12 protein-coding genes are annotated in these 14,971 nt (G+C 65.6%); 8 read left to right on the top strand and 4 right to left on the bottom strand.

Annotation, left to right across the window (positions count from 1 at the left end; translation table 11 throughout):
* Positions 1 to 26: 26 nt before the first annotated feature.
* Both ASC89_RS03855 and ASC89_RS03860 read right to left on the bottom strand, forming a co-directional pair.
* Complete coding sequence (locus ASC89_RS03855) at positions 27 to 860, bottom strand: bifunctional 2-polyprenyl-6-hydroxyphenol methylase/3-demethylubiquinol 3-O-methyltransferase UbiG (RefSeq protein WP_055994967.1); 834 nt, start codon at positions 858 to 860, stop codon at positions 27 to 29.
* A 16-nt stretch (positions 861 to 876) separates the two neighbouring features.
* Positions 877 to 1,983 (bottom strand): mandelate racemase/muconate lactonizing enzyme family protein, encoded by a 1,107-nt coding sequence (locus ASC89_RS03860; protein ID WP_055994713.1) that lies wholly within the window; start codon positions 1,981 to 1,983, stop codon positions 877 to 879.
* A gap of 124 nt (positions 1,984 to 2,107) precedes the next feature.
* Between ASC89_RS03860 and ASC89_RS03865 the strand changes: the two genes are divergently transcribed.
* The 8 genes from ASC89_RS03865 (at position 2,108) to ASC89_RS03900 (ending at position 12,586) form a co-directional block, all read left to right on the top strand.
* Positions 2,108 to 2,866: an IclR family transcriptional regulator gene (locus ASC89_RS03865; RefSeq protein ID WP_055873534.1), complete on the top strand. Its 759-nt coding sequence runs from the start codon at positions 2,108 to 2,110 to the stop codon at positions 2,864 to 2,866.
* Positions 2,867 to 3,044: 178 nt separating this feature from the next.
* Positions 3,045 to 3,374 carry an L-rhamnose mutarotase gene (locus ASC89_RS03870; RefSeq protein WP_055994716.1) on the top strand — a complete coding sequence of 110 codons (330 nt, stop codon included), beginning with the start codon at positions 3,045 to 3,047 and terminating at the stop codon, positions 3,372 to 3,374.
* An 8-nt stretch (positions 3,375 to 3,382) separates the two neighbouring features.
* Positions 3,383 to 4,387 (top strand): hydroxyacid dehydrogenase, encoded by a 1,005-nt coding sequence (locus ASC89_RS03875; RefSeq protein WP_055994719.1) that lies wholly within the window; start codon positions 3,383 to 3,385, stop codon positions 4,385 to 4,387.
* A gap of 66 nt (positions 4,388 to 4,453) precedes the next feature.
* Complete coding sequence (locus ASC89_RS03880) at positions 4,454 to 5,380, top strand: transcriptional regulator (protein WP_055873525.1); 927 nt, start codon at positions 4,454 to 4,456, stop codon at positions 5,378 to 5,380.
* A 165-nt stretch (positions 5,381 to 5,545) separates the two neighbouring features.
* Positions 5,546 to 7,102, top strand: a complete 1,557-nt coding sequence (locus tag ASC89_RS03885) for an alpha-N-arabinofuranosidase (protein WP_055873521.1) — start codon at positions 5,546 to 5,548, stop codon at positions 7,100 to 7,102.
* Positions 7,103 to 7,606: 504 nt separating this feature from the next.
* A complete protein-coding gene (locus ASC89_RS03890) occupies positions 7,607 to 10,270 on the top strand; it encodes an autotransporter domain-containing protein (protein ID WP_055994722.1) in 2,664 nt (887 codons plus the stop codon).
* Positions 10,271 to 10,503: 233 nt separating this feature from the next.
* Positions 10,504 to 11,766 carry a DUF763 domain-containing protein gene (locus ASC89_RS03895; protein WP_055994725.1) on the top strand — a complete coding sequence of 421 codons (1,263 nt, stop codon included), beginning with the start codon at positions 10,504 to 10,506 and terminating at the stop codon, positions 11,764 to 11,766.
* 37 nt (positions 11,767 to 11,803) lie between these two features.
* Positions 11,804 to 12,586, top strand: a complete 783-nt coding sequence (locus tag ASC89_RS03900; protein WP_055994728.1) for a hypothetical protein — start codon at positions 11,804 to 11,806, stop codon at positions 12,584 to 12,586.
* Positions 12,587 to 12,714: 128 nt separating this feature from the next.
* Here the strand turns inward: ASC89_RS03900 and ASC89_RS03905 are convergent, their stop codons facing one another.
* Both ASC89_RS03905 and ASC89_RS03910 read right to left on the bottom strand, forming a co-directional pair.
* Complete coding sequence (locus ASC89_RS03905) at positions 12,715 to 13,917, bottom strand: mandelate racemase/muconate lactonizing enzyme family protein (protein ID WP_055873511.1); 1,203 nt, start codon at positions 13,915 to 13,917, stop codon at positions 12,715 to 12,717.
* Between the two features lie 175 nt (positions 13,918 to 14,092).
* The gene (locus ASC89_RS03910; RefSeq protein WP_055873509.1) at positions 14,093 to 14,785 is read right to left on the bottom strand and encodes a GntR family transcriptional regulator; all 693 of its coding nucleotides are present in this window, start codon (positions 14,783 to 14,785) and stop codon (positions 14,093 to 14,095) included.
* Between the last annotated feature and the right edge of the window lie 186 nt (positions 14,786 to 14,971).

Raw genomic sequence — 14,971 nt, forward strand, 5'->3', positions numbered from 1 at the left:
GAAGTCTCCAGTTCTTGCTTGGTGTCTCAGGCAGCGAGATGCGCGTCGGGCGCGCGCCTCGCGGTGTAGAGGGCGGTGGTCATGTTGCGCTCGACGCGACCGCCGAATTGCATGCCTGCGACGTCGAAAAGCCCGTCGAGCAGGCGCGTCCGCTCAAGCGGAGGCAGCGCAGTCACGTTGGAATAGGTGGAGTAGAGTGCGCGTACCCCTCGGGGGTCGAGGGCGAGCGTCCAGCGCAGGAACTGCGGCTCGTCTGCAACGAACCCTGCAGCGTCAAAATCTGCGAGACGAGCGTCGGCATCGCTGGCGAACGAAAGTCTGCCCGAACCACGACCGGTGCTGACACGGTGTCCTTCGAACAGGTGTGCCGTGGCCTCATGGAACGGATCGGGACGTCCGGCGTCGCCAAAGTCGTTCCAGATCAACGCCACCGAGCCGTTATCTCGCAGCAGGCCGCCGATGCGCTTGAGGGCTGGAACCGCATCAAGCCAGTGGAAGGCCGTCGCGCTGACCACCAGGTCGAAAGACGTGGGCCGCAGTTCGGCATCCTCGAAGGTTTCGCCGACCACCGTGAGGCGTGGGTCGGCTGCGGTCTTGGCGAGGAATGCTGCAAGCCGCGTATCAGGCTCGATCGCGACCAGCCGCGCCGGATCGTGCGTCAGCAGCGGAATCGTCGCGAGGCCGGTGCCCGCCCCAATCTCGAGGATGTCGATGCCGGCGCGAAGACCGGCCCGCTGCACCAGCGCATCCCAGGTCGCCTGCGGATAGGGCGGCCGGGCGGCATGATAGTTCGCCGGATCGGCGCCGAACGCTTCCCTGCCGAAGCTCCGCTCCAGACTGGCTGGTTCGCTGGCGACGATCGGCACGATGGCGCTCCTAAAGGTGGATCGAATGCGAGCCTTCGACGGTCATCCGCTCGATGGCATCGAAATCCCAGGCGATGCCCAGCCCCGGCTTCGATGACGGGATGGCCTTACCATCCCGGATGGTCATCCGTTCAGTCGTCAATTGGTCTAGCTGCGGGATGTATTCGACCCAGCGGCCATTCGGAATGGCGGCGCAGAGCCCGACATGCAGCTCCATCAGGAAATGCGGGCAGACCGCGATGTTGAAGGCTTCGGCCATGTGCGCGACCTTCAGCCAGGGGGTGATGCCGCCGACCCGGCCGACATCGACCTGGATGATCGAGCACGCATGGCGCTCCAGATACTCGCGGAAATGCATCGCCGAATAGAGGCTCTCGCCGATGGCAATGGGGATCGAGGTGTGTTCCGAGAGCCGGGTGTGGCCGGAAATATCCTCGGCGGTCAGCGGCTCCTCGAACCAGCCGATATCGAGCGGCTCGTAGGCGCGCGCCCGGCGGATCGCCTCGTCGACATTGAAGCGCTGGTTGGCGTCGGTGAAGATTTCGAAGCCGGGGCCGACCGCCTCGCGCACCGCCGAAATACGGCGCACATCCTCATGGATCGGTCGCCCGACCTTCAACTTGCAGCCGCCGAACCCGTCGGCTTTGGCGCGCAGCGCATCTTCGATCAACGCCGCTGCTTCGAGATGCAGCCAGCCGCCCTCGGTGGTGTAGAGCGGAATGGCGTCCTGCGCACCACCGGCGAGGATGTGCAGCGGCAGCCCGAGTTTGCGCGCCTGCAGATCCCAAAGCGCCGTGTCGATGGCGGCCAGTGCGATCGAAGTAATGGCGCCGGTGGTGGTGGCGTGGGTGAGGAACAACAGCTCGCGCCAGAGCTTTTCGATCTCGTTGGCTTCGCGACCGATAATGGCGGGAACCAGCGTGCGCTTTAAGAGCTCGATCACCGAGTGACCGCCGGTGCCGATGGTGTAGCTGTAACCGGTGCCAGTGACGCCATCCGCATCGGTGATGCGGATGATCGGGGTCTCCTGCGACACGAAGGACTGGATGGCGTCGACCCGCTTCACCTTGGGTTTGAGGTCGACCATCAGCACTTCGACCCGCGCGATCCGCGCCATGGCTTCCTCCCCGAGGCGATGCGCACACCGGCTGAATCCGGCTTGTTGTGCATATGTGAAAAGACTATTCGTGAGTAAGCACGTGAGGTTTGCGGCGTCAATTGCGCCGAAGGGAGGAAGGCGCGTGGTTCCCCTCGAGGATCTGGAGAAGTACCGCGCCCCGGCCCTCGATAAGGGGCTGGATATCCTCGAGTTGCTGGCGGCGACCGAGGAGAGCCTGAGCCAGGCCGAGATCGCCAAGGCGCTCGACCGCTCGCCCAACGAAATCTACCGCATGCTCGACCGGCTGGTGCGCCGGGGCTTCGTGCGCCGCACGTCCGCGGATCGGTATGAGGTGACGCTGAAGCTGTTCGAGCTGGCGCATGCCCGCCCGCCACTGCAGCGGCTGTTGAGCCAGGCCATGCCGGTGATGCGGCGCTTCGCGAGGGATGCGCAGCAGGCCTGCCATCTCGCCATCTATGACCGCGGCAACCTGGTGGTGGCGGCGCAGGTCGATGGCCCCGGCTACTGGAATGTCTCGGTGCGGGTGGGCTCGCGCATCAGCCTGATCAACACCGGTTCCGGCCATGTGCTGCTCGCCTTCGCCGCGGCCGACGAGCGCCGGCTGATGCTCGAGGAGCAGGATCAGCCCGAGCAGCTGACGCCGGCGCTGGAAGAGCGGCTGACCCGGGTGCGCCAGCAGGGTTTTGAGAATATGCAGAGCCTGCAGATCGCCGGGGTGAACAATCTCTCCGTGCCGATCCTCGGGCCGATGGGCCGGGTGCTGGCAGTGTTCACCTGCCCCTATTCGGAGCGGCTGGACGTCAAGACCGCGCCGGGGTGCGATGCGGCCTTGCAGCTGCTGATCGCCTGCGGCCAGGAAATTTCGCAGCGGCGGAGCTGAGCGTCTGGCGCGAGTTGGCCGAGAATATCGTCCACATTCGATGTCATCCCTGCGAAAGCGGGGATCCAACTCGCAGCCCGCGACAGCGGAGAAATGGGTCCCAGCTTTCGCTGGGATGACACCGGTGGGTGGGAGAGGCCGCCCGCCTGACAAATGAGTTGAAGGGAGAGACGAGACGATGAAGCGTTATGGGGCGGTGCTGGGGCTGAAGCCCGAGGCGGTGGCGGATTATGTGCGGGTGCATGCCGCGGTGTGGCCGGATGTGCTGAAGCAGATCAGGAACTCCAACATCCGCAACTACTCGATCTTTTTGAAGCAGCCGGAGAACCTGCTGTTCTCCTATTTCGAGTATGTCGGCACCGACTACGCCGCCGATATGGCGGCGATGGCGGCCGATCCGGTGACGCAGGAATGGTGGTCGGTCTGCATGCCGATGCAGTCGCCGCTCGAGACCCGCAAGGATGGCGAATGGTGGGCCTCGATCGACGAAGTGTTCCACACCGATTGAGTGAACCGATGCAGCCCAGGCTCGCCTTCGCCTACGATCCGCAATTCACCGAGCACGTCTTCGCCGCCGAGCAGTTGCAGCGGCTGGCGGGCCTCTGCGACATCCTGCGGCATGAGCCGCTGCTCGAGCTCACCTCGCCTGATGCGAAGGCCATACTGGCAGAGACCGAGATCCTCATCACCGGCTGGGGGCCGCCGCAGCTCGATGCGAGCACCCTCGCGGCCGCACCGAAACTCCGGCTGATCGCCCACTCGGCCGGCTCGATAAAGTACTTCATCGCGCCCGAGGTGGTGGAGCGCGTCGCCGTGACCTCGGCGGTAACCGCCAACGCAGTGCCGGTGGCGGAGTTCACCGTCGCGGCGATCCTCTTTGCCAACAAGGGCGTGCTGCAGTTCCGCGACATTTACCGGCGCGAGCGGCGGCACCTGCGTTCGCACCCGCTGATGGCTTCAGGGCTCGGCAATTATCGGAAGACCGTCGGCATTATCGGCGCTTCACGCATCGGGCTCAAAACCATCGAGTTGCTGGCCCCCTACGATTTCGAGCTGCTGCTGACCTCGACCAGCACCACGCCGGAGCAGGCGGCGGCGCTTGGGGTGGAACTGGTCGAACTCGACGACCTCCTGGCTCGTTCCGACGTCGCATCGCTGCATGCCCCGGCGCTGCTCTCGACCCGGCACATGATAGACGCAAGGCGGCTGGCGCTGCTGCGGGACGGGGCGACCTTCATCAATACCGCCCGCGGCAGCATCGTCGACCAGGATGCGCTGCTCAGTGAGCTGGTCGCCGGGCGCCTCAATGCGGTGATCGACGTCACCGAGCCTGAAGTGCTGCCGGCGGAGTCGCCGCTTTACGATCTGCCCAATGTGCTGCTGACCCCGCACATCGCCGGCGCCATCGGCGGCGAGCGCGAACGGCTCGGCACGCTCGTCGTCGACGAGGTCGAACGCTTCGTCCGCGGCGAGCCGCTGCTCTACCGGGTGCCGCACGAGTTGCTGGGGCAACTCGCCTGAGCTTCGTTTGACTGTACCGAACTTCCTGATACAAACGCCCTTCAGCGTTTGGGAGCGTCACGATTCATGAGCCGCAACTTCCTGCTCATCGACCCTGAGGAGAGGCCGGAGGTATTGAAGGCGCTCGCCTCCGAAGTGCGCGTCGCCATCCTCAAGCTGCTGCACGTGCAGGGCGCGATGAACGTCAACGATATCGCGGCCAAGCTTGGCCAGCCGCAATCGACGGTCAGCTCGAATATGCAGACCCTGGTGGAAGCCGGGCTGGTGCGCACCGAGACGCAGAAGGCGCGCAAGGGCAACCAGAAGATCTGCCACAGCCTGTTCGACGAAGTGCTGGTGATGTTCAAGGAGGACATCCGCCCCTTGAAGGCCAATGCCATCGAAGTGGCGATGCCGCTCGGGCTCTATACCAGCTGCGAAGTCTCGGCGCCGTGCGGGCTCTGCTCCACCGAGGGGATCATCGGGCTGCTCGACGTGCCCGATACCTTCCTCGATCCTGACCGCATGAAGACCGGGCTGATCTGGTTCACCCGCGGCTATGTCGAATACCAGTTCCCCAACAATGCCCGGCTGGCGCAGCAGAAGATCACCTCGATGGAGTTCAGCTTCGAGCTGAGCTCGGAAGTGCCCGGCACCAGCGCCGATTGGCCAAGCGACATCACCGTCGGCGTCAATGGCCAGGATATCGGCACCTGGACCTCGCCCGGCGATTTCGGCGACAAGCGCGGCGTCTACACCCCGGATTGGTGGAAGCTGAAGGGCAGCCAGTACGGCAAGCTCAAGAGTTTCCGCGTCAACGGGACGGGGACTTACGTCGACGGCATGAAGATCTCGCCGGTCTCGCTGAAGGACCTCGATCTCGACACCCACCACTCGATCCGGCTCCGGGTCGGGGTGAAGGAAGATGCCAAGCACCCGGGCGGCATCAACATTTTCGGGCGCGGCTTCGGCAATTACGATCAGGACATCGTGCTCCGGATCGAGACGGAGTGAGCAGAGGCGCATAGCGGGTGGCGATGGCGAGCAGGCAGGGAGCCTGTTTCGCGCGACATGCCATTCGCCGCGCACGACTCGCCACCCGCCCCTTGACGCGCCGCGACCTGTTCCATATCAAGCTAGGCGATATAGATCACCAAAGCTGGTGACATGGAGGAGCGTATGCGGGCGACGGTAACGGCGCACAAGGACTATACCATCTCGAAGATCGACGACCGGGTGTACGGGGCTTTCCTCGAACATCTCGGCCGCGCCATCTATACCGGCATCTACGAGCCCGGCCACGCCACCGCCGACAAGAACGGCATGCGCGGCGACGTCGCCCAACTGGTACGCGACCTCAAGGTGCCGATGGTCCGCTATCCCGGCGGCAACTTCGTGTCGGCCTATAACTGGGAAGATGGCGTGGGGCCGCGCGAGCAGCGCCCGACCCGGCTCGACCTCGCCTGGCACACCTCCGACAGCAACGCCGTGGGCGTCCACGAATTCGCCGACTGGTGTGAGCTGGTCGACACCGAGATGATGCTCGCCATCAACCTCGGTTCGCGCGGCCTCGACGATGCCCGCAACTTCCTCGAATACGTCAACGGCCCGACCGGTTCGTACTGGGGCGACCTCAGAAAGAAGAACGGTCGCGCCGATCCGTTCAACGTCAAGCTCTGGTGCCTCGGCAACGAGATGGACGGCCCCTGGCAGGTCGGTCACAAGACCGCCCACGAATATGGCCGCCTCGCCAACGAAGTCGCCAAGACCATGCGTGCCTTCGACAAGAAGCTCGAGCTGATCGTCTGCGGTTCGTCGCATGCGAACATGCCGACCTATCCCGATTGGGAACGCGAGGTGCTCGAGCACACCTACGACAATGTCGACCACATCTCATTGCACATGTACTTCGCCAACCGCGAGAACGAGCGTGCCCTGGCCGAAGGCGGCACCGCTGAGGTGCTGGCCAAGAACACTGCCAACTACCTGGCGCTCAACGAAAAGCTCGACCGCTACATCGCCACGGTGGCCTCGACCATCAGCTTCGTGAAGTCGAAGAAGCGCAGTAAGCACGACGTCTATATCAGCTTCGACGAGTGGAACGTCTGGTACCACTCCAACAAGCAGGATCGTAAGATCCTCGATGGCAATGACGGCTGGCCGCATGCGCCGCGCCTGCTCGAAGACATCTACAACTTCGAGGATGTGCTGCAGGTCGGCCTGATCCTCAACACCTTCATCCGCCGCTCCGACGTGGTGAAGCTCGCCTGTATCGCCCAGCTGGTGAACGTCATCGCGCCGATCATGACCGACCCCAAGGGGCAGGCCTGGCGGCAGACCATCTACTACCCGTACTATTTCGCCTCGGTCTATGGCCGCGGCACGGCGCTGCAGCTGGCGATCAACACCCCCGGCTATGACGCCGAGCACGGCGACAATATCGGCTATGTCGACGTCTCGGGTGTCCACAACCAGGAAGATGGCACCATCAGCTTCTTCGCAGTGAACCGTCACGCCACCGAAGCGATCGATGTCGACCTGAGCCTCGAAGGCTTTGGTGCCGCAACGGTGATCGACCACCAGGTGATGACCCACGCGAACCTGCGCGCCGTCAACACTGCCACCGAGCAGACCAATGTCGCCCCGTCCAAGGGTTCGGGCGCCAAGGTCGACGGCAAGGTGCTGAGCGTGAAGCTCCAGCCCCACTCCTACCAGATGATCCGCGTGAAGGTCTGAGGCCTGCCGCACGGCGGCCCCGGCCGTCGTCCGTCAAGCACCGGTGCGGGCTGACCCCCACCCCTGTCCCCTCCCCCAAACAGGGGGAGGGAGACCAAAACACTGGTATTCGTGAGAGCGTCTTCCTCCCTATGTTTAAGGGGGAGGGATCAATGGTGGGGGTCAGCCCGCGCCGGACGTGCATTAGCCTTTGCCCCCATCCGCAGAGCATGATTGGGTCCGCCGCTGCAGCGAGACCCATGCAGTGGCGAAATTGATCAACTACAGCTTCGTGCTCCGCGAGCTCGGCTGTGACGGCTGGGTCGGCTGCGAATACCGCCCGCTGGCCGGGACCAGCGCCGGCCTCGGCTGCCGTTACCGCTGAGGCACATCGTTGGCGCGTCGGCGCGGGCCATCTGAGGGCATCGCCCCGAGTTGCCCCGGCCTGCCCCGAGTGACCAGCTACGCCGGCCGCGGCAGCCCTTCTAGGCTCGATCCACTTGGTCGGGTTCGGGCAGTGGGGCAATGAGGTCTTCGGGGGGTTGGCGGCGCCTGTTCGCCGCAACGCTGGCAGTCGAGCTGTCGCTCGCCATGATGCTGGCGCCGGCACGGGCGGCCGATGTCGACATTTCCACCAGCACCACCACCGGGGTGAACCTCAACCTCTATGCCGGTACCACGGTCGACATCCTCTCGGGCGTCGCGGTCAGCAACACCCTGGGCGGGCCGACGGTCAGCGGCACCGGCACCTGGGCGCTCGGCAACCACGGCAGCGTCAGCGGGCAGATCAAGCTCGACGGTGCCGGCTCCATGGTCACCAATTCGGGCCTCGTCACCGGCGGCAATGCCATCACGCTGCTCGGCGGCGGCACCGTGGTCAACGAGCTGGGCGCGACCATTAACGCCACCAGCAGCGGTATCAGCATCGGCAAGTTCCCCAGCGGCGGGAATCCCGGCGTCGGCCCGGGCGTCGTCGTCAATTCCGGCACCATCACCCAGGTCGTCGCCGGCGGCGACCTGGTGCTGCTGCAGTTCGGCGGCTCAGTGACCAACACCGCCACCGGCGTGATCACCGGCAACAGTTCCGGCAACGCCGTATCGATCGGCCAGGGCAGCGAGCGCACGGTGATCAACTCGGGCTCGATCATCAACACGCGGCTGACTGGCTTCTCCACCGGCGTGTTCGTGCAGGGTGGGCCGAGCATCATCACCAACAACGCCGGCGCCGTGATCAAGGGCGGCTATAATGGCGTCTATGCCAGCGCCACCGGGGTGCTGACCTTCAGTAATGCCGGCACCGTCGAATCGACCGGCAGCAGCGCCAGTTCCAAGGCAGTGGAGGCGACCGGCGGCGGCACTTTCCTCAACTCCGGCACCATCAGGTCGGCAGCGGGCGACGGGCTCTACCTCAACGCCGCCGGCACGGTGACCAACTCGGGCACCATCACCGGCGCCGTCAACGCCATCAACTTCAACGGCAGCAGCACCCGCACCCTGAAGCTCGATACCGGCTCGGTGCTCAACGGGCTGGTAAAGGGCGGCACCGGCACTGACAACCTGATCCTTCTCGGAACCGGCAGCGAAAGCGTCGCCAAGTTCCTCAACTTCGATACCCTGTCCATGCAGGGCAGCGCCTGGACGCTGAACGACGCCGGCAGCTTTTCGACCAGTGCCGAGGTGCAGGCCGGCGTGCTGAGCATTCTGGGCACGCTCACCAGTCCGACGATCGAGATCCGGGCGCTCGGCACGGTCAAGGGCACCGGCACGCTGGCGGGCGCGGTGAACAATGCCGGCACCGTCGACGTCTCGGCCGGCACGCTGAACATCAGCGGCAGCTATGGCAACGAGGCGGGCGGCACCTTCAGGGTCGGCGTTACGCCCGCGGCGGCCGCTGGGCATCTCGCCGTCTCGGGCGTCGCCATGCTGGCCGGCGGCACGGTCAGCGTTACCGCTGCGAGCGGCTCCTATGCGCTGGGCAGCGCCTATCAGATCCTCACCGCCTCGAGCGTCAGCGGCGCGTTCACCGGCCTCGTCGACGACTCGGCGTTCCTGCAGTTCGTGCTCGACTACGACACACCTGGCGAGGTGTGGCTGCGCGTTTCGGCGATCGCCAACCTCCCCGCGATCGCCGAGACGCCAAACCAGCTCGCCACCGCCACCGCGCTGCAGGCGCTGCCATCGAGCCCGCTGTTCGATGTCGTGGTGCCGCTGAACACCGCCGATGCGCTCGAGGCCTTCGACGATCTCTCGGGCGAGGTGCATGCCTCACTGTTGCGCGCCCTGGCCGATGCCAGCCGACACCAGCGCGACGTGGGCCTGGACCGGGTCGACGCCGCGTTCGCGGCGCTTGCCGAAAGCCAGGTCGGCGCGCGCAACGTCTGGGCCCGCGGCTACGGCGGCGCCGGCACGGTGGATGGCGACGGCAACGCCGCCGGCTTCGACTTCGGTGCCGGCGGCTTGCTGCTCGGCGCTGACGGCTTGGTGAGCCGTGAGGTGTTCCTCGGCGTATTGGCGGGGATCGGTGGGGTCGCGGTCGACCTGCCCGAGCGGGACTCGCGGGCCGAAGCGACCACCTACCAGCTTGGCCTCTATGGCGGCGCGGCGCTGGGCGAAGTACGGCTGGCATTCGGCGCCGGTTTGGCTTCGAACCAGGTGTCGGCGACCCGCACCCCGAGCTTCACCGGCTTCAGCGAGACGGTCACGACGGACTACGCTACGACGACGGCGCAACTGTTCGGCGAACTCGGCTATGCGTTCGAACTCGGTGAGGTGACGCTGACGCCGTTTGTCCGCGCCGCGCTGATCGGCCAGTCGGGCGGGCGTTACGGCGAGAGCGGCGGCGACGCGGCCCTGAGCGGCGCTTCAGAAGACATCGGGGCGGCAGTGCTGACCGCCGGTCTCAAGGCGGCGCGCCGCTTCGTGCTCGGTGATGGCCTGGTGGTCGCCGCTCGCGGCAGCATCGCGCTGCAGCGCACCACCGGCGACCAGCCGACCGCCACGCACGGTTTTGCCGGCGGCACGCCATTCACGGGGAGCGGGGTCAAGCCGGATGACACCGCATTGCTGCTCGAAGCCGGGCTCGGCACTGAGCTGGCGCCGGGCGTGAGCCTCGATCTCGGCTACCAGGGCCAGTTCGGCAGCGCGCAATCGGCCCAGGCGGTGAAGCTCACGCTGTCGGGGAGGTTCTGAGACGCGGCCCCAGGGCCGGTGCGGGCTGCCCCCAGTACGTTCCACCTACTCGATGTCATCCCAACGAAAGCTGGGACCCAACTCACAGCCTGCGCCAGCGGAAGGATGGGTCCCTGCTTTCGCCGGGATGACATCCGGTTGGGAGGGGAGGCTGAGCATAGCTCCGGCTCGCAGTCAGTTTGTTTCTCTTTTGTTCCCATGCTACAATCGCGGGCGAACAAGGAAAACACCCCATGGCCAATCGAGGCGGGAGCGCCGATCTGCCCTTGCATGGCGGGCGGGTGCCGAAATGGCTGAGCGAGCGCATGGCGCGGCTCGGCGCGGTGATCTGCCAGGCCATCGTCATGGAATATGGCCGCGACGAGCTGCTGAGCCGGCTGGCCCATCCGTTCTGGTTCCAGTCGTTCGGCGCGGTCATGGGGATGGATTGGCACTCCTCCGGCATCACCACCAGCGTGATCGGCGCGCTGAAGGGCGGCCTCCGGCCGCTGGAGCGCGAACTGGGTCTGCATGTCTGCGGCGGACGCGGCCGGCATTCGCGCAAGACCCCCGACGAACTGGTGGCGATCGGCAACCGCGTCGGCTTTGACGGCGCGGCGCTGGCCAAGACCAGCCGGCTGGTCGCCAAGGTCGACAGCGCCGCGGTGCAGGATGGGTTCGAGCTTTATCTGCACGGCTTCATCGTCGCCGATGACGGCCATTGGGTGGTGGTGCAGCAGGGGATGAAGGGCGATACCAAAACCGCGCGACGCTATCACTGGCGCTCTGAGGGTCTCAGGAGCTTTGTCGAGCAGCCGCACGCGGCGATCGAGGGCGCCGGGCAGGGGACGATCGTCAACCTGACCGATGTTCGGGCGGCGCGCTCGCGCAGCTCGCAGGTCGATATCCTCGGCGGCATGGGCCCGGATGCCATCGTGCGCGAGGTCGGTCGGATCGAGGGGATCGCCGAACCGGCGCCGGTCGAAGACGATCAGCCGCTGCTGCCGCATCTGGTGATGCCGGAGCATCACGACATCCGCCCCAAGGACGTGATGCTGCGCCGGCTGCACGGCAGTCTCGCCGCGGCGGCCGATCGGGCGCCCACCGATTTCACCGAACTGCTGCTGGTGCCGGGCGTTGGGGCGCGCACCGTGCGGGCGCTGGCCCAAGTGGCCGAGGTGGTGCATGGCGCACCACACCGCTTCGCCGATCCGGCCCGCTTCGCCATGGCGCATGGCGGCAAGGACAGCCATCCGTTCCCGGTGCCGCTGAAAGTCTACGACGAGACCATCCGGGTGCTGAAATCGGCGGTCGGCAAGGCGAGGCTCGGCCGTGACGAGGAGCTCGACGCGATCAAGCGGCTCGACCGGCAATCGCGCCAGCTCGAGGCCGGCGCCACCGGCCCGAGCTTTAGCGAGTTCATCGCCGAGGAGCGTCGCCGGGCTCCCGAATATGGCGGGCGCACCGTGTTCGATGACCTGCCCAGCGCTTATGCCCGGGCCAAGATGCGGGTATAGCGATCGGGTCTGACCAGCGGACGCCCGAGAGATCAGCATGTCTACCGATGATCAGTTCACCCTCGTTTCGGCCGAGCAGCGGCCGGACCTGATCCCGGCATTCGCCGAGCTTGCAGCGCCGGTCTGGCCGGCCTTCATGGACGGCGACCGGGCGATCATCGAGTGTTGGGATCGCCTGTTCGATGCCGGCCTGTCCCGCTTCCAGTTCGTCGTGTTGCGCACCGGGCCCCGCGGAGCTGAACAGGTCGTGGCCAGCTCCAACAGCATTCCCTTCGCCTGGGCGCAGCCCGAGGACGATGCGTCCCTGTCCGATGACGGCTGGGATGCGGTGCTCAGCGCCGGCGTGGAGGCCTTTGTCGCCGGCCGGCCCGTCAACACGCTCTCGGCGCTGTCGATCGTCGTGGCGCCCGAGCTTCGCGGCTCCGACTTGGCCGAGCGTCTGCTGCGCAACATGAAGGCCCGCGCCACAAAGGACGGCTTGCAGGCGCTGGTGGCGCCGGTCCGTCCGACACGGAAGCCGAGCTACCCGCTGACCTCGTTCGCCGACTATCTGGGCTGGACGACCGACAGCGGCGCTCCGTTCGATCCCTGGGTGCGCAAGCACTGGCAACTGGGGGCCCGCATCGTCAAGGTCGCGCCCCGCTCGATGACCGTGGCGGCACCGCTGTCACAATGGACGGACTGGACCGGTCTCCGCTTTCCGGTCTCGGGCCGCTTCCACCTGCCGGGTGGCCTGGCGCCACTCGTCGTCGACTGCTCTGCCGGAACCGGGCTGTATGAGGAACCCAACGTCTGGATGCGGCATCCGCTGGAGCCGTGAGCTGGGGTGCCTGCTCGCGGCCTGCGCCGGATGACACCGGTCACTGGGGAAAGCCGCACTCAAACAGCAGAAAATGAACGGGCCGGGCGGAGACCATCCGCCCGGCCCGGACTCAATACCGCCGACGATCAGTCGAAGAAGCCGGCGTCCTCTTCCTTGAGGTAGCGCTTGGCCGCCTTGGCATCGATGTCGAGGCCGAGGCCGGGCCCCGGCAAGAGGTCGACATGGCTGTCGACGACGATCGGTCCGGAGGGCAGGCCCGTGACGATCTCGTTCCAGAACTCGTCGGAGGCCGACGGATACTCGAAGGCGATATAGTTGGCCGGCAGCGTGGCGCAGACATTGATCAGCGCGCCGAGACCGAGCAGGCCATTCGCCGTGCCGTGCGGCGCCATCATGATCGAGTGCATATAGGCGTGCTCGGCCACCCACTTGAGCTCGGCAATGCCGCCGATATCGGCCGGATCCGGACCGACGACGCGCACCGCCTGGGTCTCGATCAGTTCCTTGAAGTTGTGGCGCAGGTAGATCTGCTCGCCGGTATGGATCGGCGTGGTGGTGGAGTTGGTGAGCTCACGATAGGCCTGCGGGTTGACCCACGGCACGTAGTCGCCGGTGAGCATGTCCTCGAGCCACATGATGTTGTATTTTTCGACGGCATTGGCGAACTTGATGGCGTCGTTGAGGAACCAGCCGGGGCCGCAGTCGAGCGCCAGGCTCACTTTGTCGCCCAGCGCTTCCTTCATCGCGATGACGCAGTCGAGCAGGTAGTTGAAGCCGTGCTCGGAGATCTGCCCCTGGTCCATGGCGCCATGGTAGCCGGCCTTTTTGCCGATCGGGCCATAGTGGAAATCGGGGTAGCTGTCCTTCTGGCTGGAATGGAAGCTCAGCCCCTGCTTGACCATGAAGAAGTTCTGCGGCTGCTCGGCCATCCACTTGACGTCGGCGGCGAAATCCTCGGGCCGGTCGCCCGAGCGCTTGCGGCGCACCGAACCGTTATAGACCCGCACCTTGTCGCGCACCTTGCCGCCCAAGAGCTTGTAGGCAGGGACACCCGCTGCCTTGCCGGCAATGTCCCACAACGCGTGCTCGATCACCGACACCGCCGCGCCATAGGGCTTGAAGCTGCCGCGCTGGCGGATTTTCATCATGCAGCGCTCGACGTCGGTCGGGTCCTCGCCGATCAGCGCGTCGCGGAAATGCAGGATGAACGGCTTCAGGTAGGTCTTGGTGTATTCCACCTCGCCGATGCCGTAGATGCCCTCGTCGGTGACGATGCGGACGATCGGATGCTTGCCGATAACGGCAACGCGCAGGTCGGTGATCTTCATGATAACTCCTCGTGCCTGCCGGGCGGCAGGCGTCTCCCAATCTGGCCGCCGGGGAGGCGGCCCCTCAAATAACTTTCGGCCGGCGGGACGGACCTTCCGCTGGCCCCTCGGAGCGCTTTCAGGAAAAGTTGTGAGACTTTTCCGGTTCGAAAGCGCGACAAATCAAATACACGCCCTATCGGCGCAGGCTCCTCTGGGCGACGCCCATCTGCTCGATGATGTGGCGCCCCGAGCCCTCGACGTGGCGGGCGACAACCGCGGCGGCGCCATCGGCGTCCTGCGCCCGGATGCGGTCGATCAGGTCGCGATGCTCGCGCAGCACCGATTGGCGACGGCTCAGCGAGGTCGGAAAGCGCCGGCTGATGGCGCGCAGGATCTCGCGATGCTTCCACCACAGTTCGGCGGCGTGGCGGTTGTAATGGCGGTCATAGATGAACTGGTGAAAGCGGGTGTCGAGCCGGCCATGCAGCATCGGATCGGCAAAGTTCAGCGCTTCGATTTCGGCCTGGATGCGCTCCAGCTCGAGGATGTCGGCGTCTGAGACGATCGACACGAACCAGCGAGTCAGCGCCGGCTCGATCAGCATCTCGATCTCGATGATGTCGCGCACGAAATCGGCATCGATCGGCCGCACCCGCGCCCCGCGGTTGGGCTCGATCAGGACGAAGCCTTCGCCACGCAACTGCTGCAGCGCTTCACGCACCGGATTGGTCGAGGTCTGGTAGTGCTCGGCAAGGTCCGCGACCTTCAGTCGCTCATTGGGCCCCAACCGTCCCGAAACGATGTCCTCGCGGATCATCTCGTAGACGGAGGCCTGCTGCTCGAGGGTCTCCTCGGGCTGGTCCGACTTGACGGTCACCTCGCTCATTGGTTCTGTTTATGCAGCTTTTTTGGGCAAGCCAAGCCCCGTTCGCACGCAAAGCGCGCAAAATAATGTACGACTTTGGTGATGTTGACATACACCAGTTTTGCTGGAAATCTGCCATACTAGTTGGGAAAAGCCGGCGCCAAGCCCGGTTCCCGAGGCGAGAACAGCGCACGCTGTAAAGGGCTT

Origin of the sequence: Devosia sp. Root413D1 (assembly GCF_001425235.1) — a bacterium.
Taxonomy (GTDB): domain Bacteria; phylum Pseudomonadota; class Alphaproteobacteria; order Rhizobiales; family Devosiaceae; genus Devosia_A.